The 25,429-nt window shown below is 62.1% G+C and carries 21 protein-coding genes and 1 pseudogene; 16 read left to right on the top strand and 6 right to left on the bottom strand.

Annotated elements, in window-relative coordinates; all coding sequences use genetic code 11:
* The first annotated feature begins 44 nt into the window (after nt 1-44).
* Nucleotides 45-2,324: a tetratricopeptide repeat protein gene (locus QTJ18_RS06705; protein WP_489667267.1), complete on the top strand. Its 2,280-nt coding sequence runs from the start codon at nt 45-47 to the stop codon at nt 2,322-2,324.
* Nucleotides 2,325-2,466: 142 nt separating this feature from the next.
* Here QTJ18_RS06705 and paoC read toward each other — a convergent pair whose 3' ends face one another.
* From paoC to QTJ18_RS06725, 4 genes are all read right to left on the bottom strand, one after another.
* On the bottom strand, nt 2,467-4,665 hold the full coding sequence (gene paoC, locus QTJ18_RS06710) for an aldehyde oxidoreductase molybdenum-binding subunit PaoC (RefSeq protein ID WP_252754907.1): 2,199 nt from the start codon (nt 4,663-4,665) through the stop codon (nt 2,467-2,469).
* Between the two features lie 3 nt (nt 4,666-4,668).
* Nucleotides 4,669-5,619: an FAD binding domain-containing protein gene (locus tag QTJ18_RS06715; protein ID WP_252754906.1), complete on the bottom strand. Its 951-nt coding sequence runs from the start codon at nt 5,617-5,619 to the stop codon at nt 4,669-4,671.
* Nucleotides 5,616-6,266 (bottom strand): aldehyde dehydrogenase iron-sulfur subunit PaoA, encoded by a 651-nt coding sequence (gene paoA, locus QTJ18_RS06720; RefSeq protein ID WP_252755027.1) that lies wholly within the window; start codon nt 6,264-6,266, stop codon nt 5,616-5,618. The genes QTJ18_RS06715 and paoA overlap by 4 nt, the downstream gene beginning before the upstream one ends.
* A 157-nt stretch (nt 6,267-6,423) precedes the next feature.
* A complete protein-coding gene (locus tag QTJ18_RS06725; RefSeq protein WP_252754905.1) occupies nt 6,424-7,425 on the bottom strand; it encodes a sugar-binding transcriptional regulator in 1,002 nt (333 codons plus the stop codon).
* Between the two features lie 197 nt (nt 7,426-7,622).
* Here QTJ18_RS06725 and QTJ18_RS06730 point away from each other — a divergent pair, with 197 nt between their 5' ends.
* From QTJ18_RS06730 to QTJ18_RS06750, 5 genes and pseudogenes are all read left to right on the top strand, one after another.
* Entirely contained in the window at nt 7,623-9,047 is a 1,425-nt protein-coding gene (locus QTJ18_RS06730; protein ID WP_252754904.1) for a PTS galactitol transporter subunit IIC, read from the top strand.
* A gap of 8 nt (nt 9,048-9,055) precedes the next feature.
* Nucleotides 9,056-9,532 (top strand): PTS sugar transporter subunit IIA, encoded by a 477-nt coding sequence (locus tag QTJ18_RS06735; protein WP_252754903.1) that lies wholly within the window; start codon nt 9,056-9,058, stop codon nt 9,530-9,532.
* Nucleotides 9,533-9,539: 7 nt separating this feature from the next.
* On the top strand, nt 9,540-9,824 hold the full coding sequence (locus tag QTJ18_RS06740; protein WP_252754902.1) for a PTS sugar transporter subunit IIB: 285 nt from the start codon (nt 9,540-9,542) through the stop codon (nt 9,822-9,824).
* Nucleotides 9,817-11,829, top strand: coding sequence for a phosphoenolpyruvate--protein phosphotransferase (gene ptsP, locus QTJ18_RS06745; RefSeq protein WP_252754901.1), 2,013 nt, complete (start codon nt 9,817-9,819; stop codon nt 11,827-11,829). The genes QTJ18_RS06740 and ptsP overlap by 8 nt, the downstream gene beginning before the upstream one ends.
* A gap of 314 nt (nt 11,830-12,143) precedes the next feature.
* A pseudogene (locus tag QTJ18_RS06750) lies at nt 12,144-13,081 on the top strand (IS110 family transposase).
* 131 nt (nt 13,082-13,212) lie between these two features.
* On the opposite strand, the gene QTJ18_RS06755 reads toward QTJ18_RS06750, so the two are convergent.
* Nucleotides 13,213-13,755, bottom strand: coding sequence for a hypothetical protein (locus QTJ18_RS06755; protein WP_252754210.1), 543 nt, complete (start codon nt 13,753-13,755; stop codon nt 13,213-13,215).
* A 22-nt stretch (nt 13,756-13,777) separates the two neighbouring features.
* Complete coding sequence (locus QTJ18_RS06760; RefSeq protein ID WP_252754209.1) at nt 13,778-14,485, bottom strand: hypothetical protein; 708 nt, start codon at nt 14,483-14,485, stop codon at nt 13,778-13,780.
* A 400-nt stretch (nt 14,486-14,885) separates the two neighbouring features.
* On the opposite strand from QTJ18_RS06760, the gene QTJ18_RS06765 reads away from it, so the two are divergent.
* The 10 genes from QTJ18_RS06765 to QTJ18_RS06810 all read left to right on the top strand — a co-directional run bounded on the left by QTJ18_RS06765 (nt 14,886) and on the right by QTJ18_RS06810 (nt 25,389).
* Entirely contained in the window at nt 14,886-15,884 is a 999-nt protein-coding gene (locus QTJ18_RS06765) for a thiamine pyrophosphate-dependent dehydrogenase E1 component subunit alpha (protein ID WP_252754208.1), read from the top strand.
* A 1-nt stretch (nt 15,885) separates the two neighbouring features.
* On the top strand, nt 15,886-16,899 hold the full coding sequence (locus tag QTJ18_RS06770; protein WP_252754207.1) for an alpha-ketoacid dehydrogenase subunit beta: 1,014 nt from the start codon (nt 15,886-15,888) through the stop codon (nt 16,897-16,899).
* 1 nt (nt 16,900) lies between these two features.
* Nucleotides 16,901-18,241, top strand: coding sequence for an acetoin dehydrogenase dihydrolipoyllysine-residue acetyltransferase subunit (locus QTJ18_RS06775; protein ID WP_252754206.1), 1,341 nt, complete (start codon nt 16,901-16,903; stop codon nt 18,239-18,241).
* A gap of 50 nt (nt 18,242-18,291) precedes the next feature.
* Nucleotides 18,292-19,230 carry a sugar-binding transcriptional regulator gene (locus tag QTJ18_RS06780; protein ID WP_252754205.1) on the top strand — a complete coding sequence of 313 codons (939 nt, stop codon included), beginning with the start codon at nt 18,292-18,294 and terminating at the stop codon, nt 19,228-19,230.
* A 150-nt stretch (nt 19,231-19,380) separates the two neighbouring features.
* The gene (locus QTJ18_RS06785; RefSeq protein ID WP_252754204.1) at nt 19,381-19,857 is read left to right on the top strand and encodes a DUF3830 family protein; all 477 of its coding nucleotides are present in this window, start codon (nt 19,381-19,383) and stop codon (nt 19,855-19,857) included.
* 173 nt (nt 19,858-20,030) lie between these two features.
* Entirely contained in the window at nt 20,031-21,065 is a 1,035-nt protein-coding gene (locus QTJ18_RS06790) for an ABC transporter substrate-binding protein (protein ID WP_252754203.1), read from the top strand.
* 173 nt (nt 21,066-21,238) lie between these two features.
* Nucleotides 21,239-22,060 carry an ABC transporter permease gene (locus QTJ18_RS06795; RefSeq protein WP_252754202.1) on the top strand — a complete coding sequence of 274 codons (822 nt, stop codon included), beginning with the start codon at nt 21,239-21,241 and terminating at the stop codon, nt 22,058-22,060.
* Nucleotides 22,053-22,856, top strand: a complete 804-nt coding sequence (locus tag QTJ18_RS06800; protein WP_252754201.1) for an ABC transporter permease — start codon at nt 22,053-22,055, stop codon at nt 22,854-22,856. The genes QTJ18_RS06795 and QTJ18_RS06800 overlap by 8 nt, the downstream gene beginning before the upstream one ends.
* A gap of 3 nt (nt 22,857-22,859) precedes the next feature.
* A complete protein-coding gene (locus tag QTJ18_RS06805) occupies nt 22,860-23,918 on the top strand; it encodes an ABC transporter ATP-binding protein (protein ID WP_252754200.1) in 1,059 nt (352 codons plus the stop codon).
* A gap of 22 nt (nt 23,919-23,940) precedes the next feature.
* Nucleotides 23,941-25,389, top strand: coding sequence for an aminobutyraldehyde dehydrogenase (locus tag QTJ18_RS06810; protein ID WP_252754199.1), 1,449 nt, complete (start codon nt 23,941-23,943; stop codon nt 25,387-25,389).
* Nucleotides 25,390-25,429 lie beyond the last annotated feature (40 nt).

A 25,429-nucleotide genomic window follows, 5' to 3' on the forward strand; every position in this document is an offset into this window, starting at 1 on the left:
TGGCCTTTGCTACCGTGTCTGCGGGCCTGGTCGTTCTTGAGCCGATGGTGCCCTGGGGATCCGGTGTCCCGGCCAAGGCACAGGCAGCGGAGGCAGTGGCTGCGGCGCCGCCGATTGCCAACAATGGGCCTGCCCTGTACCTCGTGGCAGAAGACGACCAAGCCTTGCCTGCGCTCGATGGTGTCGCACAAGGCATCCGCGCCCTGCGGCAGCAAGGGAGCATGACACGAGAGGCTGCGCCGGCCACGCCGGCTGCGCCTCTGCCGCTTTTCCAGGTCAGCCAGCTTGAGACGGCGCAAGCCGGGGCCGTTCCGCCGGCCGCTGCACCCCGTACCGGCACGGAGGTGGATGAAACGGCGCTCCGCTATTTCGCCGCACAGGGTGACACCGCCCGGTTGGCCGCCGAGATCGCGCGCCTGCGGCAGCTTTACCCGAACTGGACCCCGCCGGCCGATCCCCTCGCCGTTCCGCAAAACAACGACCGGCAATTGGAGGAGATGTGGCAGCTCTACGCCGAAGGACGCTATCCGGAGGTCCGCAAGGCGATCGTCGCGCGTCAGGCGGCCGATCCGGCCTGGGAGCCGCCGGCCGATCTTCTGGACCGGCTGCAGATCGCCGAAGCGCGCAGCCGCCTCGTCAACGCCTCCAATCTCAAGCAATACCAGACCGTCATCGATGTCGGCGCCGCCAACCCGCCGCTGCTGAACTGCAGCGAGGTGGATGTGCTCTGGCGCGTTGCAGAGGCATTTTCGCGAACGGAACGCCCACAGCGCGCCGTCGATGCCTATAGCTATATCCTCACCAATTGCGCCAATCAGGCCGAGCGGCTGGCAACGCTGCAGAAGGCAGCGGACACTCTGCCCTATGATCGTGTTCAGCCGCTGCTGGCGCTGGAAAAGCCGAACGAGGCCGGCGCCAGGGAATTCGACGCGATCCGCGACGACCTGGCACGTCGGTTCGTCGCCGCGGCGAATGAGGAGCCGTCGCTCCAGATTGCACAGGAGTATATCGATCGCCTGCAGGCATCCGCCAGGGCAGACGGCCCGGCCTCCGACTCCGTGCTGCTTGGATGGTATTTCCTGCGGCGGGACAATGCCGACGAGGCCGTGACCTGGTTCCGGCGCGCCCGCGAGCGGGAAGACAGCCCGAACGCCACGCAGGGCCTGGCGCTGGCGCTGCTGGAGCAGGACAAGCCAGCCGAGGCGGAGGGCGTGCTCTATCCGTCGCGCAAGGCGTCGAAGGACGCCATGGCGACCTATCTTGCCGCCACGGCCAACCTCCTGGCGCTCGATCCGCCGCCGACGATCGAGGAAACGATCCTCACGCGCATGGCTGAAACGGTGATCGCAGAGCGCTATGTTCCCTCCGCCCAGCAGTTCGGCTGGTACGCGCGGGCTTTCGATCAGCCGCAGACGGCTGCTCAATGGTTCGAAATGGCCCTGGAATGGGCGCCGCAGGACGAGCCTTCCGCCTATGGACTGGCGCTGACGCGGCTGCAGCTGAACGACCGGGCCGGTTTTGCGCAATTGCAGCAGAAATGGGCCAAGACCTCGGCGCGGATTGCCGATCTGGAACGCCCGCCGGTCGGCGCGGGCCGCACGCAGAGCGCCAATGCGCCTCGCGCCACGCAAAGGACGCAAAGTGCCCAGAGAGCGCAGAGTGTCCAGAGCGCGCCGAGTGTCGAACCGCTTCGTCTGTCGCAGCCTGCGGCATCACGTGAGGTCTCGGCTGCGCAGCGCGCTCCGTCTCTGCCGGCCACGGCGCCTCTGCCGGCCGCTGCCAATTCAGGCCGCTCATCCTCCTCCTGCGCCTCGGCCGGCCGGTCCTCAGCAGGCTCTGCCCGCCTCTCGGCCGGTGCGGCGCTGCAACAGGGCTGGTGCCTGATGGAGCTGAACCGGCCGCTCGAAGCCGCCGACAGTTTCGGCGTGGCGTTGTCCAGCCAGGATCGCAGCATTAGCGAAGATGCCGCCTATGGGCAGAGCCTCGCCTATCTCCGGCTCGGCCTGACCGATCGCGCTGCCGTAGCGGCGACGCGGGCGCCGATGCGGGCGGCAAGAGCGCGCGAATTGCAGGCGTCGATTCTCGCGGACCGCGCCCTGCATGCCTTTCAGTCCGACCGGTACCGGGAGACGCTGCTCTATCTCGACCAGAGGGCGCAGGTTCAGCAGGAGCCCGTCGACCTGATGGTGCTGCGGGCCTATAGCTATGTGAACCTCAACAGGACGAGCGAAGCCATGCGGCTGTTCGAAGCCGCCGCCGCCACCGGGAACCGCGACGCGAGCCGTGGCCTGGCGGATTTGCGCGATGCCCTCGATTTCAAATAAGGCTTTCACTTCGCGGGCCGCTCATGATCTTCGGCTCGATGCTTTGCGGCGGGCCGACCTTTGGCGGCCGGAGAGTGCGGCGTTCGCAATGTTGCCGGCGTCGCGCTTGCCACCGTCAAGCTAGCGCGACGCCGCTTTGTCGTCAGGCTAGCTCGGGAAGACCTGCAATCACTTTATCCAGCGTGACGGGATAATTGCGCACCCTGACGCCGGAGGCATTGTAGACGGCGTTGGCAATGGCTGCCGCCACACCGCAAAGCCCAAGCTCACCAACGCCTTTCGCCTTCATGGGCGAGGACATGGGGTCCGCCTCATCGAGGAAGATCACGTCCTGATGCGGGATATCCGCATGCACCGGCACTTCGTAGCCGGCAAGGTCGTGATTGACGAAAAAGCCGGCACGCGTATCGACGGCGAGTTCTTCCGACAGCGCACCGCCGACACCCATTGTCATGGCGCCGATCACCTGGCTGCGGGCGGTGATAGGGTTCAGGATGCGTCCGGCGGCGCAGACGGCCAGCATGCGGCGAATACGGCTTTCGCCGGTCGCGACATCGACCCCCACCTCGACGAAATGGGCGCCGAAGGTGGATTGCTGGTGCGTCTCGGTCAGATCGCCCCATTCCATCGTGTCTTCGCCCACCAGGCCCTCATCTCCCGCCGCCTGTGCAAGCGGGACCGACCGGTTGCCGGAGCGCACTTCGCCGTCGACGAAGACGACGTCGCCGGAGTTGAAGCCCAGCTTGGCGGCGACCGCTTCCCGCAATTTTACGCAGGCTGCATAGACGCCGGATGTCGAGGAATTGGCGCCGAACTGACCGCCGGACCCAGCCGAGACCGGGAAGCGGGAATCGCCGAGATGCACGGCGATCTTGTCGATCGGCAGGCCCAGCATTTCAGCAGCCGTCTGGGCGATAATCGTATAGCTGCCGGTGCCGATATCCGTCATGTCGGTTTCGACCGTGACGATCCCGTCGCGGTCAAGCCGCACGCGCGCGCCGGACGGCAGGACGAGATTGTTGCGGAACGCCGCCGCAACGCCAAGACCAATCAGCCAATTGCCCTCGCGCCGTGCGCCCGGCAGGCCCCGCTTCGACCAGCCGAAGCGCTCTGCGCCAAGCCTCAGGCAGCCGATGAGGTCGCGTTGCGAGAAAGGCCGCTGCGGCTTTTCAGGATCGACCTGCGTATCGTTGGCGATCCTGAACTGCACCGGATCCATCTGCAGCTTCTCGGCCATTTCGTCGATTGCAATCTCGAGCGCCATCAGACCTGGCGCCTCTCCCGGCGCGCGCATTGCATTGCCTTCCGGCAGATGCAACGTCGCCAGTCGCATCGCCGTCATCCGGTTCGCACCGGCATAGAGAAGACGGGTCTGGGCAACCGCGGTTTCCAGCTGTCCTCCCGGCTGGTCGCCCGACCAGCTCTCATGCGCGATGGCGGTGATCTTGCCGTCACGCTCCGCGCCGATCCTGATCCGCTGCACCGTGGCTGGCCGATGCGTGGTATTGTTCATCATGAGGGGACGGGGCAAGGCGACCTTGACAGGGCGCTTGGCCGCACGCGCGCCGAGCACCGCCAGGACGGCATCCGCCCGCAGGAACAGTTTGCCGCCGAAGCCGCCGCCGATATAGGGCGACATCAGGTGGATCTTCTCCTTGTCGATGTTCAGCGTGGTGGCGAGGTCGCTGCGCCACCAGTCGATCATCTGGCTGGAGGTCCACACCGTAACCTCGTCACCCTCCCAGACGGCGAGCGATGCATGCGGCTCCATCATGGCGTGTGACTGATCGGGGGTCGAATAGGTCTCGTCCAGCGTGACGGCGGCGCTGGCGAAGGCGGTATCGAAATCGCCGACCGCCGTATCCGGCTGCTGTGACTCCTCCGGCTTCTTAGCGGTCTTCATCGCCGCCTTCAGATCGAAGACACCCGGCTCCACGCTATAATCGACCTTGATGAGGCCGGCCGCGGCGCGCGCCTGCTCGAATGTCTCGGCCACCACCACAGCGATCGCCTGATGGTAATGCTGGATCTCGTCGCCGCCGAAGAGCTTGGCGGTATTGAATTTCCCTTTTTCGCGATCGCCGATTTCGAGCGTGGTGACCACCGAAAGAACTCCGGGCGCGGCCCGGGCAGCGGTGACATCCATGGAGGTGATGCGACCCTTGGCGATCGACGCTCCCACCGGATAGCCATAGGCATAGGCAATGCGGGGATCGTGCCATTCATAGGCATATTGAGCCCGACCGGTCGTCTTCAGCGGGCCATCGATCCGGTGGATCGGCTGGCTCACCACCTTGAGCTGATCAATGGGATTGGTTGTGGCTGGCGTGTCGAACTTCATGGTTCAAGCCTTCGCTTCTGCGATCACGGCTGCGAGCGTCCGCTCGACCAGATCGATCTTGTACCGGTTGTGCTCTGTCGGCCGCGCATCGGCCAGAAGCCTTGCGGCGGTCGGCTTGGCGCCGTTTGCGAGCTCTTCATCCGCCGCGTCGAGCCGCCATGGCTTGTGGGCGATCCCGCCGACCGCGACTCGTCCGCTGCCATCCGGCTGGATGATCGCACCGACCGAAACGAGGGCAAAGGCATAAGAGGCCCGATCGCGCACCTTCCGATAGATGTGACGGCCGCCAATCGGCGCAGGCAAAACGGCGGCAGTGATCAGTTCGCCCGGATCCAGCACCGTTTCGATGTGCGGCGTGTCGCCCGGCAGGCGATGGAACTCGGCCATCTTGATCGTACGACGGCTGCCGTCGGGCCGCATCGTTTCGATGACGGCATCGAGGGCACGCATGGCGACAGCCATGTCGCTCGGATGGGTTGCAATGCACGCGTCGCTGACGCCGACCAGACCGAGCTGCCGGCTGAAGCCGCCGATTGCCGAACAGCCGCTGCCGGGCTGCCGCTTGTTGCACGGCTGGTTCGTATCGTAGAAATAGGGACAGCGGGTTCGCTGCAGCAGGTTTCCTGCGGTCGTGGCCTTGTTGCGCAGCTGGCCGGATGCCCCGGACAGCAGGGCGCGCGCCAGCAAGCCGTAATCGCGGCGAACGATCTCGTTTGCGGCCAGATCAGTGTTGCGGACGAGGGCACCAATGCGCAGGCCGCCCTCTTGCGTCGGCTCGATCTTGTCGAGACCCAGGCCGTTGACATCGATCAGATGGGTCGGCGCTTCGATCTCGAGTTTCATCAGATCGAGAAGATTGGTGCCGCCGGCGATGAATTTGGCGTCCGGGTTGGAAGCAGCCGTCCTGGCCGCAGCCTCGATCGACGAGGCACGCTCAAAGCTGAAGGCTCTCATGCTTTCGTCCCCGCGACTTCGGAAATGGCATCCACAATGTTGGAATAGGCGCCGCATCGACAGAGATTGCCGCTCATGCGCTCGCGGATTTCCGCTTGCGTGACTGCGGCCCTGGCGGTGAGGTCGGCACTCACATGGCTGGGAATATTCGCCTCGATCTCCTTCAGCACGGCGACGGAGGAACAGATCTGGCCGGGCGTGCAATAGCCGCACTGGAAACCATCATGCTTGACGAAGGCCGCCTGCATCGGATGAAGATTGCCAGGCTCGCCCAGACCTTCGATCGTGGTGATCTCGTCTCCCTCATGCATGACCGCAAGCGACAGACAGGAATTGATGCGCCGACCATCGACCATGACCGTGCAGGCACCGCATTGGCCGTGGTCGCAGCCTTTCTTCGTGCCGGTCAGATGCAGATGTTCGCGCAGCGCGTCGAGCAAGGTGGTCCGGTTGTCGACGGACAGTTCGCGTCGCTCGCCATTGACGGCAAATGCGACTGAGGTCATGAGGCTCATGGAATTCCCCGGAGTTTGCGCGACCGCAATATGCGGCGAGGCGCCGGTCGCCGCGACAGCTGCGGCAGACGAGATAAGTAAGCTTCTCCTTGAGATTTCAAGTTGCGTCGGGCTTTGCATGGGAGGCTCCAGTTCCGAAGATGGACATCAGGCGCCACCATGGCGGCGCCTATTGGAACTAGGGCGGCAAAGGCCGATGATTAGGGATCAATAATATATTGAACCTATCCGAGGCCGATATGAATGGTCCGGCGGGGCGGAAAGCTCCGTCCAAGAGATGGCGATGCCATCAGCTCGGAGGGGGCTGGGCGCCCTTCGGACGGGCGGCGACGAGACCGGCGGCGATGCTGTGATCGATGACCAGCGTATTGGCAATCCCGGCATTCAGCAGAGCCAGCAGAGGCTTGGTCTTCGCCATGCCCGCGGCCACAACGATATTGTCCGCCTTCTGCAGGTCCGCAAACTCGATGCCGGTATGGCGATCGTTGAGCCCGGTATCGGCTCGCGAACCGTCCGACTTCAGAAAGTGGCCGACCACTTCGCAGACCGCACCGGCCGCGCGCGCGCCCTCAAGATCGTTCCTGGTAATGCCCGAGGCGTGGAAGAAGCTGCCGCTCTCTTCGCAACTGCCGCAGGAAACGACGTTGAAATCCGTCGAGCTCATTTCTGCCAGGATGGGGCGGATATAGGGATCTGCTTTGAGCGCCGCACAGGTCTGAGGAAGGCCGACAACGAAAGGGACCGGCAGGCTGCGGGCACTGCCGCCGACGGTCTGTGCCATCTCCAGACTGAGAGAATAGGCGCTCGTTCCGTCATCATTGTGCGAGGCCCCCATCAGGGCCACAATCCGCGAATCCGGCTTCGAGAGCATGCGCATGGCCTCGATCGTGCGGCGCACCGTCGTCCCGCCGCCGACACCGACCGATACGTCTTTCGTGTTCAGGATGCGCCGGCTGACGTAATTTGCCGCCGCGATGCCCACCGCATCCTTGCGCTGCGGATCGAGCAGCGGATCATCCGGATTGGCGGCATCGGCAGGCGGCGTGAGGATACAGCGGGCGAGCCCGTAAGTTGCGGCAATCCAGTCCCCCAGGGCCAGCGTTTCCGCCATCTGGTGCTCGAGGCTGATCTTGACGAGCCCGCTTTCGCGGGCGCTGGACAACATGCGCACGACCTTGGTGCGCGACACATCCAAGCGGCGGGCCACCTCCTCCTGTCCGAGCCCATGCACATAATAGAGCCACGCCGCCATCACCTGGAGGTCGTGGTCGTCTGAGCGTAGTCGCGACATCAATTCCAATCTCTCTCATTCATCACGGCCGCACTATGCCCCAACCACTCCGGCTCGGCAAACAAAACGAACATCTGTGCAACCACCGCACACTTGACAGGTGACGTCATCCCGAACATTATGCTCAAGCGCGCACAAAAGTGCATTCAGAGGGGTGAATGCCGGGCGTAGCGCTCGAACACGTAAGGGAGGACAACGTGGACGCAGTTCTAAGTGGCCTGAAGGCCGTCATCGATAGTCTGGGAGCGACTGTTCTGCTTCCCATCATGATCTTCATCATCGGCCTGGCGCTCGGCGCAAAGCCTGGAAAAGCGTTCCGCGCCGGCGTGACGATCGGCGTCGCCTTCATCGGCATCAATCTCGTCATCGGATTGATGTGGACGAATCTGAGTGATGTCGCGCAGGCCATTGCCACCAATACGGGTGTGACAAGAGACGTGGTCGATGTGGGCTGGCCTTCTTCGGCCGCCATCGCCTTCGGCTCGCAGGTCGGACTATGGGTCATCCCGATCGGTATCGCGGTCAATATCGCCTTGCTTCTCGCCGGATGGACCCGCACGCTGAATGTGGATGTCTGGAATTTCTGGCATTTCGCCTTTGTCGGCTCTCTGGTCACGGCGGCAACCGGCTCCCTGCCCTACGGCTTGGCGGCCGCGGCGCTGATGGCAGCATTGTCGCTCTTCTTTGCCGACTGGAGCGCAAAGCCGGTCCAGGAGTTCTACGGCCTGCCGGGCGTCTCAGTGCCGCATCTTCTTTCGGTTCAAATCCTGCCGATCGCCATTCTGGTGAACTGGATCATTGAACGCATTCCGGGCCTGCGCGACATCGATCTCTCAACCGATCACATTCAGAAGCGGCTGGGTGTGGCGGGCGAGCCCGTCATCCTCGGCCTCATAATCGGCATTGTCCTCGGACTGGTCGGCTTCTGGAACCCGGCGGACATTCCGGGCATGACGTCCAAGGTTCTGAAAGCGGGCATCAATCTTGCAGCGGTGATGCTGCTGCTCCCCCGCATGGTCAAGATCCTGATGGAAGGCTTGATTCCGGTGTCCGAGGCAGCGCGCGACTTCGTGCAGAAGCGTGCGGGTGACCGCCAGATCAATATCGGCCTTGATTCGGCAATCCTGATTGGCCATCCCGCAGCGATCTCGTCGGCGCTTCTGCTCGTTCCGATTGCCATCATTCTGTCCATCGTCCTGCCGGGCAACCGGGTCATCCTGTTCGCCGATCTTGCCGTCATTCCCTTTGTGGTGGCCCTGGCGGCGCCCATTGTTCGCGGCAACGTGCTGCGCATGGTGATTATCGGCACGATCACATTGGCCATCGGCTTCTATATCGCCGGCGCCCTGGCACCGCTCTTCACCTCCGCCGCAGGAAGCGCAGGCTTCCAGATGCCCGCCAATGCGACCCTGATCACGGCGATCGGTGACGGCTTCGTGTGGATCGCCTGGGTTACTGTCCAGCTGTTCAGCCAGGTCGGCTGGCTTGCGGCACCTGTCATCGCGCTGGTCGTCGGGATCTGCATGTGGCTCCTGAAAGCACGGCCTGCGGCCATGGAGAGGCTGGCTTCTGCCACGCCTGCCAAGACCTCCCAGACCACAGACGGCCGGGTATCTGCATGACGGACAGCATGAACACAACAAGCTTCCTGTCCAAAGATGATATCTTCGTTCAACTGTCGCTGCAGACATCCCATGACGTGATCGGCCGGTTGGCCGATCACCTTCTCGCAAGGGGCAAGGTTCGTCCGAGCTATCGCGGCGCGGTGGAGCAACGCGAACTGGACATGCCGACCGGCCTTCCCCTGGAAGACGGACTGGCCGTCGCCGTGCCGCATACCGATCCGCACCACGTGCTCGTCTCCAGCGCAGCCGTTGCGACGCTGAAGGAGCCGGTGACCTTCCGCAGCATGGATGATCCGGACAAGGAATTGCCGGTTCGGCTCGTCTTCATGCTCGCCCTGCACAGCAAGGAGGAGCAACTCGAAATGCTGTCGGCCATCGGCGGCCTGATCCAGGACAACAAAACGCTTCAATCTCTGTGCGAAGCGGATGATAGTACTCAGATATACACGGAAATTAACCGTTATCTCAAACTGGGAGGTTGAGACTACTATGGCGAAGAAAACTGTGCTCGTAGCCTGCGGCACCGCCGTTGCGACATCGACAGTCGTGGCCTCTGCAATCACCGAGGCGATGGGAGACCGCGGCATCGACGTGGAGACCCGGCAATGCAAGGCGACCGAGGTCCCCACCATGCTGGACGGCGTGGATCTCATCGTCTCCACCACACCTTTGCCGCCAAACCTGCCGAAGCCGGCCATCGTCACCCTCGCTTTCCTGACCGGGATCGGTCGCGAGGCCGAAATCAACAAGATCGCGGATATTCTGCGTGGCTGAGGCAGAGGGACAGCAGATGGAAATTCGCCGCGCCGTTCGCGTGTCGGTTCCGGGTGGCATCCATGCCCGACCTGCCGCAGAAATCGTGAAACTATCCAAAGCCTATAACAGCGAGCTTTTCCTGGAGCATCAGGGAAAATCGGCCACCACCCGCTCGTCCTTCAAGCTCATTCTGCTGAGCTTGAAGGAAGGCGCCGATGTGACCATCCGCGCCATTGGAGAGGATGCGGACCAGGCTGTGGAACAGATTGCCGGTTATCTGGAAGCGCGCGGGGAAGGAGCGCATCCCGAACCTCCGACACATGCGTACACGGACACTGAACGCTCTGCCGATATACAAAACCGCGCCGCCGATCCGCAGAGAGGCGACGGGGCGCAAGACGCGCTTGCCGGGGGGCTGACAGGCGTAGCCGGCGGTTCCGGGGCAGCCACCGGGCCGGCCTTTCATTTCCGGCAGCCGGTTCTGGAAGCCTTTCCGCCCCTGTGCACAGACATGCAGGGGGACATCATCGCGGCGCGCTCTGCCCGGCATCACGTCCATGAGGCGCTTTGCCGGCAGGCCGCCAGCGCCAGCGGCCAGGGCACGGCGGAGGTTCTGAATGCCATCGCGGAACTGGCGGAGGATGTGGAATGGGCCGCACGCATCGAGGCCCTGATCCGGGAGAACAAGAGCGCCGGTGCCGCCGTCCTGCAAGCGGGAGCCGAATTGGCGGATGAGCTGCGCGCCCTCGACGATGCCTATGCGCGTGCCCGTTCGGAGGATATTGCAAGCCTGACGCGCCTCACCGCATTGCAATTGCAGGGCAAGCGCCCGCTGAGCCTCTCCGACGTGCCGGCGGGAAGCGTTCTGATCGCCGATGAAATCAGCGCCGCCGAAGCCGGTGGAGCCGACCTTACCCGGCTGAGCGGCATTGTCACCCGCCACGGCTCCGCCTCCAGTCACGCCGCTATTCTTGCCCGGGCCGCAGCTGTTCCCGCCGTATTCGGCGTGCAGGATCCTGCGGGTCGCCTTCCTCAGGCGACCGCAATCGCGCTGGATGGAGATAGCGGCCTCGTCTTTCCCGATCCCGATGAGTTAACGAGGACCGCCATCCAGCTGCGGCGCCAGGCGGCCCAGGCAGAGGCCGATGCGCTCAAATCCTGGGTTGCCGTTGCGCCCAGGACAGCCGACGGCATTTCCGTGACGGTCGCCGCCAATCTGGGCTCCGCGGATGAGATCGCCCAGGCACAGGCGGTCGGCGCCATGGGCGTCGGCCTCTTCAGGACCGAGTTTCTCTTCATGAACAGGAAGGATCTTCCGGGCGAAGAGGAGCAGGTCAACATCTACAAGCGCTTGCTGCTGGCCTTTCCGGACCATCCCGTCATCATCCGGACGCTGGATATCGGCGCGGACAAGCCGGTCCGCAGCATTTCCCTGGCGAAGGAGGAGAACCCGTTCTTGGGGTTGAGAGGCATCCGCCTGTGTCTCACGCGGCCGGAACTGTTCAAGCCGCAATTGCGCGCCCTCTTGAGAGCGGCGCCTTACGGCAACCTGCATGTCATGCTGCCAATGGTCGCCACGACAGAGGAGATCGAAGCGGCAGAGCGCCTGATCGATGAGTGCCAGCGGGAGCTGGTGGCCGAAGGCAAGGAGTTCTCCGACTTCATCATGGGCATCATGGTGGAGACGCCCGCAGCCGTCTTTGCCGCGCAAGCGCTTGCCCGGAAGGTCCGCTTCTTCTCGATCGGGACCAATGACCTGACGCAATATGTCATGGCCGCCGACCGGCTCAATCCCGCCGTTGCCCATCTGTGTCGAGGCGATCAACCGGCCGTGCTGGAGGCGATACGCCATGTCTGCGCCGCCGCCCGGTCCGCGGGGATCTGGGTCGGCCTTTGTGGGGAGGCAGCAAGCCATGTCGCGCTCGCCCGCCAATTCGTGGCTACCGGCGTGACGGAACTCAGCATGTCGCCTTCTTCCATCCTGAAGATGAAAAGCGCCATCCCCAGCTTCACGGCAAGCTAGAGCAGGTCCAGCGAAACTCCGTCAGCGGTTTTGCGTCCAGACCGCGTAAAAACAAAGAGACAGAGCATTTCAGGTGATCCCGTTTTTACCGGAAATGCTTGTCTTATGATTTTCTTGCTTCTTGGTGAGATAAAGAAGCGCCGGAGAGGACGGCCCTCCTCTTCCGGCGATGGGGGACGGATCGTGGACATGCAGGCCGCCAGTCTTGCGAATGCCGGGCCGAGCTAGAGTGTGATCGCCCCCATCTTTTCCAATCGTCCTGAACGGATACCCGAGCTTTGGGCTCGGATGACAAGCATGGGAGATCAGAAAAGATGACGGATATTACCATCGGCGCAGACATCTCGAAAGACCATATCGATCTGCACAGCCTGCCGGATGGCCAATCACTGAAGGTTGCCAATGACCGCAAGGGATTTGCCGCCATTGTCAGATGGATCGGCGCAAAGACAGTGGCACGCATTGTCTATGAACCCACCGGCCCTTATCACAAGGCCTTCGAGCGCTTCATGATGGTGCAAGGCTTGGCCCTCTCCAAGGTCAATCCCCGCCTTGCAGGCGCTTCGCGCAAGCCACTGGCAGACTTGCCAAAACAGACCGGATCGATGCTGGACTGCTGGCGCGTTACGGCGCGCTTCTTCAACCGCGCATTCTTGAGACCGACACGCAAATCCGCAATGATCTGAAAGAGTTGCATATCGCTCGTCTGGCCCTGATCAAGGACAGGACCGCCGCGAAGAACAGGTCGAAGACCCTGTCCAACCTGCTCTTGAAGAGACAAAATATCGACAGGCTTCGGCAGATCGAGCGGCAGATCAAGGCCGTGGATGAGGCCATCATGGCCTTGATTATCGAAGATACGACCCTGAAGGCCAGGTTCGATATCCTTGTCTCGATCCCCGGCATATCTCAGGTCACGGCCTTCACGCTTCTTATCGAGATGCCGGAACTGGGCGAATTGGAGGAGAAAACAGCCGCAGCCCTTTGCGGTCTTGCCCCCATGAGCCGCCAGTCCGGACGATGGACCGGACGCGCTTTCATCGCTGGCGGGAGGGCCATCGTTCGGCAGGCACTTTACATGCCAGCCCTCGTTGCCTGTCGTTTCAACCCGGACCTCAGTGCCAAATACGACCAGCTCAAAGCCGCCGGAAAACCACCGAAAGTCGCCATAACAGCAGTCATGCGAAAGCTCATCGTGCTGGCAAACGCTCTCCTGCGGAAAAATCGAAAATGGACGCCAAAACCCACTTGATCAAAACGGATACTCTAGGTTCCTTTTCAAGCTGGCGCTGAAGGGGTCTGCCTGCGGCCCATGCCTGCAGCATGTTGCGGCTTATCGCAAGCGCATATCGCAAGGCGCTTGGCGTTGCTCCGCGACATCCCTCAGGCCTGCGCCCGGAAAACATCCGGCATTGCCCAATTCGGCTCATGGCCGAGAAGCCTTTGCAGAAAACCGGCAGGAAAGCCGCGGCTTTCGGCGGCGTTTTCCTTGAAGGACCACCAGCTTCGAAGGTCGTCGATGCTGGGGCTGATTTCCCGATCCAGGTTGAATTCCTGCTTTACCGTGGCGGCGTGGATCGACAGGCAAAAAAGCGTGCACGCATAACCTTCCGGCCAGAAGGCACCGGCCGACTCCGTTTCGCGGCTGGGTTCGGAGGTCCGCGAGAGCGGCAGGTCAAAGATCAACTCACGCAGCATCAGGCAGGCGGCAAAATCGAAAAAGGCCTGACGTCTGGCCCTGTCGCGCGGCTTCTGCTGATCGATCGCCTGCAACCACCGAACGAAGACTTCCGCCAGACGCGCATCATCGATCAGAAATTGGCATCCGAGGCGCTCGCCCACGGCCTCGACATGGGCCTGGAAGGCCAGCCTGAACCAACGGAAGCGACGGATGGCAAGGCGCAGCGGCTGGTTGGTCGGCGGCATTGCCTCCCGCGGGAGGATGGGACTAGACATGGATCACATACCGTTCAAACAGTCCCGACAGCGCAGCTGTGTCTTGCAGGGCCAAGGCAGGCAGCACAGTTCCCGCCAAAGCCTGGGTGAGGTCGCAAGCCGAGGTCAGGGCGAGATCGTTATCCGCATCGGATCGCTCGGCCAACAGCCATAGAAGCACGGAAAAGCAGGCCAGGGCCTCCATGTCCGCAAGGCTGAAACGCGCCTTCGTCGTCATTGCCTCGACGCGCACGACCCGCAGCCTGACCATTTCGATGAAAAGCATGGCGGCAGCGCTTTCGCTTTCCAGTCCCCGCCCGCCCGAACGGCACACGTGCCGAAAGGCGTTGCGGGCTGCCGTCTCGCTGATGAAGACATGACGGCCTCCCAGGCGCAGGACCGCCTGTTTCAGGGCCTCGTAGGTCAAATGCGCAAACAGCCGATCACCGTGCGGATGCGCAAGAAGCCTCGCAAAGGCCGTGGCCGGCGAGGCCGCGGAGGCGAAGGCCTTGTTCGCCAGCCGCGATGCCAATCCATCCACGCCGCGGGCCAGATCATCGATATTGCCGAAAAGCGATCGCGCAATCCGCGCGGCAGGCTCAGGAAGGCTTTCCGCCGCACTCAGCTCTTGCAGCGCGTCGCGCCCATTGCGCAAGACAAAGCGCACGCTGCGGAGCGCGTCCTTGAGACGAACCGGATCAGGAAGATCAGGCATCAGCATCACCACCACTCTCCTATGTCGCCAGTCCACACTCTCGATAGCCACAACACATGGCTCGTCGCGTACATCCTATCCCAAAGTAGCGGATTGTACAGATGATCCTGGCAGCTGATTCCGGAATACAGCAAATTTGAGCACGTCAGATTGAACTTTATGTTGACAAGACGCACAAATGTACATCATGACTAGCACGTCGAGGAGGAGAGTTTTGGCGCTCAAGAGGACGGGCTGGCCGAGGCATAGGCCTGCAAAGATCCCTGTCTCAGGCCGCAAGCCATTGGCGTTTGACGCAGCCTGCGGCTGCGCCGGTGAGGCTCTGGTTTTCCAGCGCCCGGATGTTCTTCCAGACCCTTGATGAAGATTTCTGCGCTCCGCAGGACGTGATGCTGGAGAGACTGACATGACCTTGCCTGACAACCGCCCCTTCGCCATCCGCACCTATTCGCCGGATCAACTGAAGGAGGCTCTAAAGCGCATGTATCTGATCCGCCGCTTTGAGGAGGGGGCCGAGCAAAGTTACATGCGCGGTCTGATCCACGGCACGATGCATCTTTCGATCGGCCAGGAGGCCAGCGCCGTCGCAAGCTGCATGGAACTCACCGATGCCGACAAGATCACATCCACCCATCGTGGCCACGGCCACTGCATCGCCAAGGGTGCAGATGTCGCGCGGATGTTCGCGGAGTTCTTCGGCAAGGAAACCGGCTATTGCCACGGTCGCGGTGGATCCATGCACATTGCCGACGTCAAGACCGGCAATCTCGGCGCCAATGGCATCGTTGGCGGCGGCTTGCCCATTGCCGTCGGCGCGGCACTCTCTGCCAAGCGCCTGGGACGAGACGATGTCACCCTCTGTTTCTTCGGTGACGGTGCCAATAATGAAGGCGCGTTTCATGAGGCTCTGAATATGGCGGCCATCTGGAAGCTTCCGGTGGTCTTCATCTGCGAGAACAATCGCTACGGCATGTCGACCTCCGTCGAGAGATCAACGGCGGTAGCACTGATCTCCGAACGTGCCGCCGCCTATACGATGCCGGGGATCACCGTCGACGGTAACGATTTCTCCGCCATCGCCGAAGCCGTGCACGATGCCATCGCCCGAGCCCGCAGCGGTGCGGGGCCGAGCCTCATCGAGAACCTCACCTATCGCTGGCGGGGGCATTCCAAATCGGACCGCAACCGGTATCGCACGAAGGAGGAGATCGAGGACTGGATGGCGCGCGATCCCATCATCCGTTTCGAAGCGGAACTCATCGCCCATGGCGTGATCGACAAAGCGCAGGCGACAGCCATTGCCGACGCCGCTGCGAGCCAGGTGGAGCAGGGCATCGAGTTTGCCCGGACGAGCGCCGCCCCGGCAATCACGGAAGTAACCCGCTACGTATATTCAGAGGCTTGATATGGACGTGACCGCACAGGAGAATTCGACCAGGACAATGTCCTATTCCGAGGCCATTCGCGAGGCCATGGTGCTGTCCATGCAGAGCGACCCCACCGTCATCCTCATGGGGGAGGATATCGGGGTCTATGGCGGCGCTTTCCAGGTCACGCTCGACCTGATCGACAAGTTCGGTCCAGAGCGCGTCATCGACACGCCGATTTCGGAACTGGGTGGCGCCGGCGTCGCCGTGGGCGCTGCCCTGACGGGGCTGAAGCCGATCTTTGAATTCCAGTTCTCCGATTTCGCGACACTGGCCATGGAGCAAATCGTCAACCAGGCCGCCAAGCTGCGCTATATGCTGGGTGGCGAGGCTTCGGTGCCGGTCGTCTTCCGCATGCCTGCCGGCTCCGGAACCGGTGCGGCGGCTCAGCACAGCCAAAGTCTTGAGGCCTGGTTCGGGCATGTGCCCGGGCTCAAGGTCGTCCAGCCTTCCACCCCGGCAGATGCCAAAGGCCTGCTCCTGGCGGCGCTTGCCGATCCGGATCCCGTCCTCGTGTTCGAGCACAAGCTGCTCTACAAGATGAAGGGGGAAGTGCCTGGAGGGCATTATGTCACGCCGCTCGGCAAGGCCGCCATTCGCAGGGCCGGCAGCGACGTGACGATCGTGGCCGCGTCCATCATGGTGCATCGCGCCCTCGACGCCGCCCAGCAATTATCGTCTGACGGCATCGATGCGGAAGTCATTGACCTGCGCTCCATCCGTCCTATCGATCAGGAGACCATTCTGGCCTCCGTTCGCAAGACGGGACGACTTCTGATCGTCTATGAGGGTGTGAAGAGCTATGGCATCGGCGCGGAGATCAGCGCCATGATCGCCGAAAGCGACGCTTTCGATTTTCTGGATGCACCCATTCTGCGGCTGGGCGGCGCGGAAGCACCCATTCCCTACAATCCCGACCTGGAGCGGGCGGCCGTCCCGCAGGTCGAGACAATCTATGCTGCCGTGCGTCGCCTGATGAGCCGGGAGGTCTGACATGCCGGTGGAAGTCATCCTGCCCAAGGTCGATATGGATATGACCCACGGGACGCTGGCCATATGGCATGTGAAGCCGGGAGATCTGGTTCAGAAGGGGGCGGCGCTCTTCGATATCGAAACAGACAAGGCCGCCATGGAGGTAGAGGCTCCATCGACCGGCCGCCTTCAGCATGTCTTAGCGCAGGCCGGCGCGAAAGTGCCCGTCGGCTCCGTCATTGCCTGGCTTTACGCGGAGGACGAAACGGTCGGCGCAGTACCGCCGGCTCCGCCCGAGACCGATAGGCGCGACGAGCCCCATCCCGGGACAGGCGATGAATTGGGACAAAGCCCGCCGGAGCCGGTCAAGGAGAGACCTGTTGACGCGCAAGCCGGCGCCATCCCGCAGACGGCGGTGCGCGCCACGCCGGCCGCCCGCCATGCCGCGCGCAATGCCGGGATAGACCTCGCCACGCTGGCCGGCAGCGGTCCCCGCGCAAGGATCCAGAAACAGGACGTGGAAGACCGGATCCTTCGCGATCGCACCATGGAATCGGCCTGCGCCGCGACCGGATGGGTGCCGGATGCCGGTGACCTCGCGGTCACACGTCGACCCGGACGGGGCGAGCCGCTTGTCGTCATCCACGGCTTCGCCGCCGACAGCACGGGCTGGCTCCCCTTCGAAAAAGCACTTGCCACCGATCGAAGCCTTATCCGCATCGACTTGCCGGGGCATGGCAAGTCGCCAAAGCGGAAGATCCGCAATTTCGCCCATCTTGCTCGCATGGTGCTGGATGCCTTTGACGAAGCGGTGCGCGGCGTGGATCGCGTTCACGTTCTGGGTCATTCGCTCGGCGGCGCCGTTGCGGCAAGCATTGCCGATATCCGCGCCCCGCGCATACTGAGCCTCACGGCAATCGCGCCAGCGGGACTCGGCCCGGATATCAACGGGGATGCGCTGCTGGGCATTGCGCGCGCCTCGCGTGCCGAAAGCCTGCTTCCGTGGTTGCAGCAACTGACCGGACACGGCGATCAGGTTACGGAGGATTATGCCAAGGCCGCCATGCGTAGCCGCGCCGATCCTGGCCTGAGGGCCTGCCAGCTGGACATGGCCGATGTGCTTTTTCCGGATGGCGCGCAGGCCTTCGACCTGCGTCCGGCTTTCGGGCGGCTTCCGATGCCAGCGGCGATAATCTGGGGCCGTCAGGACAAGATCGCGCCGTTCCGCCATGCTCTCAATGCCGATGCTGATTTAGCACTTCATTTCTTGCACGGCATCGGGCATATCCCTCACTTCGAATGCCCGGAACGGGTGGCAAGGATCGTAGAAAGACATCTTGCGGCGGCCAAGGCTTCGGGTTGAAACGCGTCACGGGAGTGTTGCGGATGCAGGAGGCGGCGAGACCGATCGGGATGCAGAGCGAGACCGAGCGTCTGCGGGCCAAGGCCGTATGGCTCTATCATGTCGAAGGCAAGACCCAGAACGAAGTTGCCTCCATATTGGGGATCAACCGGATCATGGTGGTGCGTGCGCTTGCCGAAGCGAGGCGGCGCAACGAAGTGCGCGTCACCATATCCTCTCCCCTGGCAGAGTTGACGGCCCTCGAACGCCAGGTTGAAATCCAGTACGGGGTCAACCGGGTCATCATTGCGCCCTTCGATGACCCCCAGGCGGATCCTGTCAAGGTAATTGCGGCCGCGGCAGGCGGCTTTCTCTCCGGCCTGATGAAACCCGGCATGACTGTCGGCGTCGGCTGGGGGCAGACCCTCTACAACACCCTGCCCTTCATTGCCGGCGGTCCGCTCGAGGACTTTCGCGTCGTTTCGCTCCTCGGCGGGATCGCGGCAGCCCGACGCTTCAACCCGGCCGAATTCGCATGGCAGTTTGCGGAACTCTTCCAAGGCGAAGGTTTCCTCATTCCCGCGCCGGCCGTCGTAGACAGCCCGGAGACAAAACACGCCCTTCTCGAACGCTGCGGCCTGGCGGCCATTTTCGAGATGGCGGAAAAGCTTGACGTGGCCCTGCTTTCCGTCGGCGGCATCTCGACTCTGACCACCAGCTATCGAGCCGGTTACATTTCCGAATCCGACAGACGCTCGCTGGTCGAAGCCGGCGCCGTGGGTGATGTCCTTTATAATTTCATCAACGAAAACGGCGAGATCGTTGACCATGAGGTGAATTCACGCGTGGTGTCCGCACGCCTGTCCCGCCTGAGCCGCACGCCGGAACGTATCCTTGTCTCCGGCGGCGCAGAAAAGGTTCTGGCGCTGCGCGGCGCGATCCAGATCCTGCGCCCGACAACCCTGATCACCGATGAGCAAACGGCTCTGCGTCTATTGCCAGGCAAGTGACTGCCGCGGCCTGCCAGCGTCAACCCGGACCGGCTACAGATACGCGTCTGCTGATAAAGATTTCTTATCAGGTTTATCGAAATTCGGGATTGGACACCCCTCCCGTTTTGCCTTGCAATGCAGGCGTTTTCAACGCATGGAAGGCAATTCATGAGCGATCGCAACCTGTACCTCACCTTTGTCGATGCCCAGGTAAGGGGAATAATAACTCTTTATTGGGATGTCGCACCGGAGACCTGCAAGGCAATCTGGGGTGCCCTTGAGAAGCCGATCAGGATCCCGGCGTCGCACGCCATGTTCTCCGGTCCCGAAATCATGATGGGCCTTCCCGAGGAGAACCGCAATTTCGACCCGCGCGCCCTTCCGCCGGAAAACCAGACCATCCTTCCGGAAGTCGGCGAACTCCTGTGGTTTTACCAGCCGAAGAATTTCTTCAAGATCGATCCTGAGGAATTCTGGGAGATCGGTATGTTTTACGGCGTTGGCGGCCGCACTTTCGGCCCGACGGGATGGATCCCCTGCACCTATTTCGGGCGCATGACAGAAGGCCTGGATGCGGTTGCCGACCAGTGCAGACTGATCCGCAAAGAAGGAATGAAGACCGTCGAAATCGGCCGCCTGGCGTAAACCCGGAGCGACCGGTTCTTCTGTGCGGCTGTCGGCGCAGCCTGTAGTCTGTTGATGCGAAAGAGCTGAAAGAGGCGATTCTCCAGCCATCTGGGTGGTGGTCGTCCTTTCGCATCGGCAAAACTGCAATGCATGTCTGAGACAAACGAACCTATAAAAAAGAGGGAACGATCATGACCAAATCCAAGATCTTCGCTGTGACAAGTGCCTTCGTGCTCGTTGCCACCAGCCTTCCAGCGCAACAGACCTCGGTGACAATCAACTCCTTCGGCGGGGCTTACGAGACGGCACACCGCAAATGCGTGATCGATCCTTTCGAAAAGGCGACAGGCGCGAAAGTCAACATCGTCACCGCCTATTCGGCCGATGCTTTCGCACAGTTGCGCGCCCAGAAGGCTGCTCCGCAATATGACGTCATCCACTTCTCCGGCGGGCAGGAAATCGTCGGCGCGAAGGAGGGGCTGCTCGCGCCAATCGATGCCGCCAAAATCCCCAATCTTGTCGATATCTATGATTTCGCCAAAGCCAAGCTCGCCGCCGGCGAAGGGCCCGCCTATTCGATCGCCGCGATCGGCCTTGTCTATGCGGCCGACAAGAGCCCCAAAGCACCCAGCAAATGGACGGATCTTGCGGATCCTGCCTATGCGGAACATCTCGTCCTGACTGACATCTCCAACGGTTACGGCATGCTGAGCTTCTTGATGCTCAACAAGGTCATGGGAGGCGATCTGGCCAATCTGCAACCGGGACTGGATGCGATCAAAGCCATGCTCGATGCAGGCGCTATTGTCGTCAGCAAATCTCCGGAGATCCAGCAGGAATTTGCCCAGAACGATGCCTGGGTCGCGCCCTACGCCTCCGACTATGCCTTTACGCTGAAGAAGGCGGGGCTGGATGCGAAGTTTGTCCAGGGCGCGGAAGGCACGCCGGCGAGCTTCATAACCGCCAATCTGGTCGCCGGTCGTCCAAACACCGATCTGGCGCTGAAGCTCATCGACATGACCATCTCGAAAGAGGCGCAGACCTGCTTTGCCAACGAATTGCGCTACACGCCCACCAATTCCAAAGTGGAGCTCGCGCCGGACGTGGCGGCAGACGTCGTCTATGGGGAAAAAAGCGCTGCCGGCTTGATCCGGTTCGATCCAACCGTGATCGAGGCAAATCGGTCGGCCTGGGTGGAAGCGTGGAACAAGACGATCGGACGCTGAGCGTTCGATTTTTCCTCCGCTTCGCGAGCACAGACAGTCAGCTCCCCTCCCCCTCCGACTTGGGGTCAAGCTCGCCTTGCGCTCCTTCGCTGAAAGCCTGTGCCGCCAACCCGTTTTGCGCCGCGTCCGGAATTGCTTTCCACGGTCGCGTGCCAGCCCTATGATCGGACCTCATGACGGATAGACATGAAAACTTGGCCTTGCTCGTGCCGGGGATAGCGCTTCTCGCACTGGCATTCCTGACACCCATCGCGCAGATGTTGATGCTGGCGTTCACCGATAGCGGCAATGGGCATTTCCAGCACTTCTACCGTTTCCTGTCGGACGGCTACTATCTGGGCATCCTGTGGCGCACGATCCGCCTGTCTCTGACGATCACCGTCATTTCGGCCGCCATCGGTTTTCCATTTGCCTATATCGCGTCGCGGGTGTCTCCATCATTGAGGGTCTGGCTGGTGGTCATGGTGATCTTGCCGCTGATGACCAGCGTCGTGGTGCGCACCTTCGGCTGGATGGTCATTCTCGGCCGCAACGGACCCGTGTCCGACATGCTGCGCGCGCTCGGGCTCGTGCCGCGCAACTTCGCCCTGATGCATACGGAAACGGCGATCATTCTCGGCATGGTGCAGGTTCTGCTCCCCTTCATGGTCCTGTCGCTGATCGGCGTGATCGGCGGCATCGACCGGCGGCTGGAAGAGGCGGCACGCACCATGGGCTGCACCTTCCTCGGCACGATCCGCACGGTGATCCTGCCGCTTTCGATGCCGGGTCTCATTTCGGGATCGCTGCTGGTGTTTACGCTTTCGGCAAGTTCATTCGTGACGCCGAGCCTGCTCGGCGGTGCGCGGATCGAGGTTCTGGCCGGCTCCATTTACAAGTCGGTCACCCATACGCTCGACTGGCCCTTTGCCGCTGCCCAGGCTGTCATCCTGTTCGCCGGGATCGCGCTCCTGCTTGTGCCCTACATGCTGTTGTCGGAGAAGCGCAATGGTTAAGGCCGTACCCGCCGGGCTGCGGATCGCAGCCATCATCTTCGTCGTGCTGACGGCGATCCTGCTGCTGGCACCGCTCGTGGTCGTGATCGGCGTCTCCTTGTCCGAAAGCCAGTTCATCGCCTTTCCGCCGAACGGCGTCTCGCTCGTCTGGTACAAGGCGGCGCTGACCTCGGACGCTTATCTGTCGGCGTTCTGGCTCAGCCTGAAGCTGGCGCTTGCCGTGACGGCCAGCGCGACAATCATCGGTGGCGCTGTCGCAATCGCCCTTTCGCGCCGAAGCCTGCCGTTCTCGATCCAGATGGAGACGGTGTTTCTCGCCCCGCTTATCCTGCCGTCGATCATCTACGCGATCGGCATGCTGATGCTGTGGAGCACCCTGTTCGGCGCCATCTCCTTTGCGGCCCTCTGGGTCAGCCACACCGTTATCTGCCTGCCTTACGTGGTGCGCACCACGCTTGCGGTGCTGGCCGAGAGCGACCCGTTTCTTGAGCAGGCGGCCCGCACCATGGGCGCCAATCGCCTGCAAAGGCTCATCTATGTGGTTTTGCCGCAATGCCGCCCTGGCCTGATAGCCGGCGCCTTTTTCGCCTTCAATATCTCTTTTGATGAAGCCGTTTTGTCGCTTTTCCTGCGCAACCCGCAGACCACCACGCTTCCGGTGCAGATCTATGGTCAGCTCGAATTCAGCCCCGATCCGACGGTGGCTGCCGTATCGACCATCATGATTGCCATAACCGTCATCCTGATCGTCGTCATTGACCGCATTCTCGGTCTCCAACGTTTCGCGAGTTCCTGATCCATGTCGAATGTCCGTCTGTCGTCGATCCGCAAGACCTTTGGTCAGACCCCTGTTCTGCACGGCATCGATCTGCAAATCGCCTCGGGTGAATTCGTCAGCCTGCTCGGCGCATCGGGTTGCGGCAAGACCACGCTCCTGCGCATCGTTGCCGGGCTGGAGGGGGTCTCATCGGGCAGCGTGGAGATCGATGGCCGCGACGTGACCGCGCTTCCTCCGGAACAGCGCGACATCGCAATGATGTTCCAGTCCTATGCGCTTCTGCCGCATTTGTCGGTGATTGAAAACGTCCGCTTTCCATTGCGCATGCGCGGCATCGGCTCCCGCGACGATCAGTATGATCGCGCGCGCGCGGCGCTGGAAACCGTGCAGCTCGCTCACCTTGCCGACCGGCGTCCGCGCCAGCTCTCCGGTGGCCAGCAACAGCGCGTCGCACTGGCACGCGCGGTCGTCTCAAATCCGAAAGTCCTGCTCCTCGACGAACCCTTGTCCAATCTCGATGCCCGGCTGCGCGAAGAGATGCAGCTGGAATTGATCGAGATTCACCGGCGTCTGAAATTGACGACCTTGTTCGTCACCCATGACCAGGAGGAGGCATTGAGCCTGTCGGACCGTGTCGTGCTGATGAATGCCGGTCGTATCGAACAGCAGGCCACGCCGCACGATCTCTATGCCACGCCGGCGACGCGCTTCGCCTCCTCGTTCGTCGGAGCGACCAACCTCTTGGCGGCGACGATTGCCGAGGAAGGAGGCGCCGTCTTCGCCCGTCTTGGAGAGCAACAGCATCTTCCCGTGGCGCCGAGTGTCACGCATCGTGGTCCGGCCACGCTGGCCATACGGCAGGAGGATCTGGTTATTTCGCAGGCCCGAGACACACTGGCGCCCGGCCAGCTTGCAGGCGAGATCGTCACGCGCGTCTATCTGGGATCGCGCTACCGTTACATCGTCGACCTAGGCGAGCATCGTCTCACCATACTCGCACCCAAACATCCGATCTTCGAAACCGGCGAGACGGTCGCCATCTCCGTTGATCAGGCTCATATTCGCCCCCTTGTGGAATAAACTTTTTCTTCAGGAGTCTCTTATGTCCACACCTTCATCGGCGGGGTTCGACACCCGTCTTCTCATCAACGGCTCCTTCATCAGCGGCGAGGCTCGATCTGAGACAGCCTTTGATCCGGCCCGCGGCACAATCCTGGCCGAGGTACCCTCCGCCAGCCTGGCTCAGGTGGAATCAGCTATTGCCGCAGCGTCTCAAGCGTTCACGAGTCATCGCCGCACAACGCCAAAAGAACGCAGCCTGATGCTTCTGGCGATCGCCGACCGTATCCTGCGCGAGGCCGAGGATCTTGCGCGTGTTGAATCGCTGAATGCCGGCAAACCCCTGCGGTATGTCAAGGGCGGCGAACTGGCGAATGTCGCGGATGTCTTCCGCTTCTTCGCGGGCGCCGTGCGCACGATGGAAGGCACGGTGAGCGGAAATTACCGTTCGGCTTCGATGACCAGTCTGATCCGCCGCGATCCGGTGGGCGTCGTGGCATCGATCGCACCCTGGAACTATCCGCTTCTCATGGCTGCCTGGAAACTGGCGCCGGCGATTGCGGCAGGCAATACGGTCGTCATCAAGCCCTCGGAACACACGCCCCTGTCGCTGATCGCCCTCGGCAGGATCCTCAACGACATTCTGCCGCCTGGTGTCGTCAACATTGTCTGCGGCAACGGGCCCGACGTCGGGCAGGCTTTGATCTCTCATCCGGATGTGCGGATGGTCTCGCTCACCGGAGATGTCAGAACCGGCCGCGCCGTCCTTGCCGCAGCCGCTGGCGAACGGATCAAGCGTACGCATCTGGAGCTCGGCGGGAAGGCACCGGTCATCGTGCTGAAAGATGCCGATATCGACAGCCTTGTCTCGACGCTGCGTGAAGCAAGCTTTTACAATGCCGGGCAGGATTGCACCGCTGCCTGCCGCATCCTTGTCGATCGAAGCCTCGCCGGCGATGTCGAGGCCGCGATGGAGGCTATGGTTGCGAGCCTCATCTATGGAGATCCTGAGCGCGACGACGTCGAGTTCGGGCCGGTCATCAGCGCTCGGCATCTGGAACGCGTTTCGGGCTTTGTCGACCGCGCCCGCGATCAGGGGTGCCAGATACTCGCCGGAGGTGAGCGATCCGGCACCACCGGCTTCTTCTACGCGCCCACGCTTGTGCGGGCACCCTTCGATGCCGAGATCGTCCAGAAGGAGGTTTTTGGCCCCGTCGTGACCATCACCGCCGTCGATGGTCCAGAGGACGCCGTGCGGCTGGCCAACAGTTCCGAATATGGCCTTGCATCCTCCGTCTGGTCGGCAGATCAGAAGACAGCTCTGACCGTGGCCAATGCGCTGGAGTATGGAGTGACCTGGGTCAACACGCATGGAGTCTTCGCCACGGAAATGCCCCATGGCGGCATGAAGAACTCCGGCTACGGATCGGATCTTTCGATGCAGTCGCTGCTTGAATACACGCAGACCCGCCATATCATGCTTGCTTCCTAGTGGATTGGATTCGACATTTGATCCCCGAGATCGCGGCACA

This window comes from Rhizobium sp. SSA_523 (assembly GCF_030435705.1).
Classification (GTDB): domain Bacteria; phylum Pseudomonadota; class Alphaproteobacteria; order Rhizobiales; family Rhizobiaceae; genus Neorhizobium.

Bases quoted from the DNA above. Each gene is read 5' to 3' on its own strand.
- QTJ18_RS06795 (WP_252754202.1), top strand. From the start codon at position 21,239: ATGACGGATAGACATGAAAACTTGGCCTTGCTCGTGCCGGGGATAGCG.
- QTJ18_RS06810 (WP_252754199.1), top strand. From the start codon at position 23,941: ATGTCCACACCTTCATCGGCGGGGTTCGACACCCGTCTTCTCATCAAC.
- QTJ18_RS06705 (WP_489667267.1), top strand. From the start codon at position 45: ATGGTGCCCTGGGGATCCGGTGTCCCGGCCAAGGCACAGGCAGCGGAG.
- QTJ18_RS06740 (WP_252754902.1), top strand. From the start codon at position 9,540: ATGGCGAAGAAAACTGTGCTCGTAGCCTGCGGCACCGCCGTTGCGACA.
- QTJ18_RS06770 (WP_252754207.1), top strand. From the start codon at position 15,886: ATGGACGTGACCGCACAGGAGAATTCGACCAGGACAATGTCCTATTCC.
- QTJ18_RS06715 (WP_252754906.1), bottom strand. From the start codon at position 5,619: ATGAGAGCCTTCAGCTTTGAGCGTGCCTCGTCGATCGAGGCTGCGGCC.
- QTJ18_RS06785 (WP_252754204.1), top strand. From the start codon at position 19,381: ATGAGCGATCGCAACCTGTACCTCACCTTTGTCGATGCCCAGGTAAGG.
- QTJ18_RS06775 (WP_252754206.1), top strand. From the start codon at position 16,901: ATGCCGGTGGAAGTCATCCTGCCCAAGGTCGATATGGATATGACCCAC.
- QTJ18_RS06765 (WP_252754208.1), top strand. From the start codon at position 14,886: ATGACCTTGCCTGACAACCGCCCCTTCGCCATCCGCACCTATTCGCCG.
- QTJ18_RS06805 (WP_252754200.1), top strand. From the start codon at position 22,860: ATGTCGAATGTCCGTCTGTCGTCGATCCGCAAGACCTTTGGTCAGACC.
- QTJ18_RS06725 (WP_252754905.1), bottom strand. From the start codon at position 7,425: ATGTCGCGACTACGCTCAGACGACCACGACCTCCAGGTGATGGCGGCG.
- QTJ18_RS06780 (WP_252754205.1), top strand. From the start codon at position 18,292: ATGCAGAGCGAGACCGAGCGTCTGCGGGCCAAGGCCGTATGGCTCTAT.
- QTJ18_RS06755 (WP_252754210.1), bottom strand. From the start codon at position 13,755: ATGCCGCCGACCAACCAGCCGCTGCGCCTTGCCATCCGTCGCTTCCGT.
- paoC (WP_252754907.1), bottom strand. From the start codon at position 4,665: ATGAAGTTCGACACGCCAGCCACAACCAATCCCATTGATCAGCTCAAG.
- QTJ18_RS06790 (WP_252754203.1), top strand. From the start codon at position 20,031: ATGACCAAATCCAAGATCTTCGCTGTGACAAGTGCCTTCGTGCTCGTT.
- QTJ18_RS06800 (WP_252754201.1), top strand. From the start codon at position 22,053: ATGGTTAAGGCCGTACCCGCCGGGCTGCGGATCGCAGCCATCATCTTC.
- QTJ18_RS06735 (WP_252754903.1), top strand. From the start codon at position 9,056: ATGAACACAACAAGCTTCCTGTCCAAAGATGATATCTTCGTTCAACTG.
- QTJ18_RS06760 (WP_252754209.1), bottom strand. From the start codon at position 14,485: ATGCTGATGCCTGATCTTCCTGATCCGGTTCGTCTCAAGGACGCGCTC.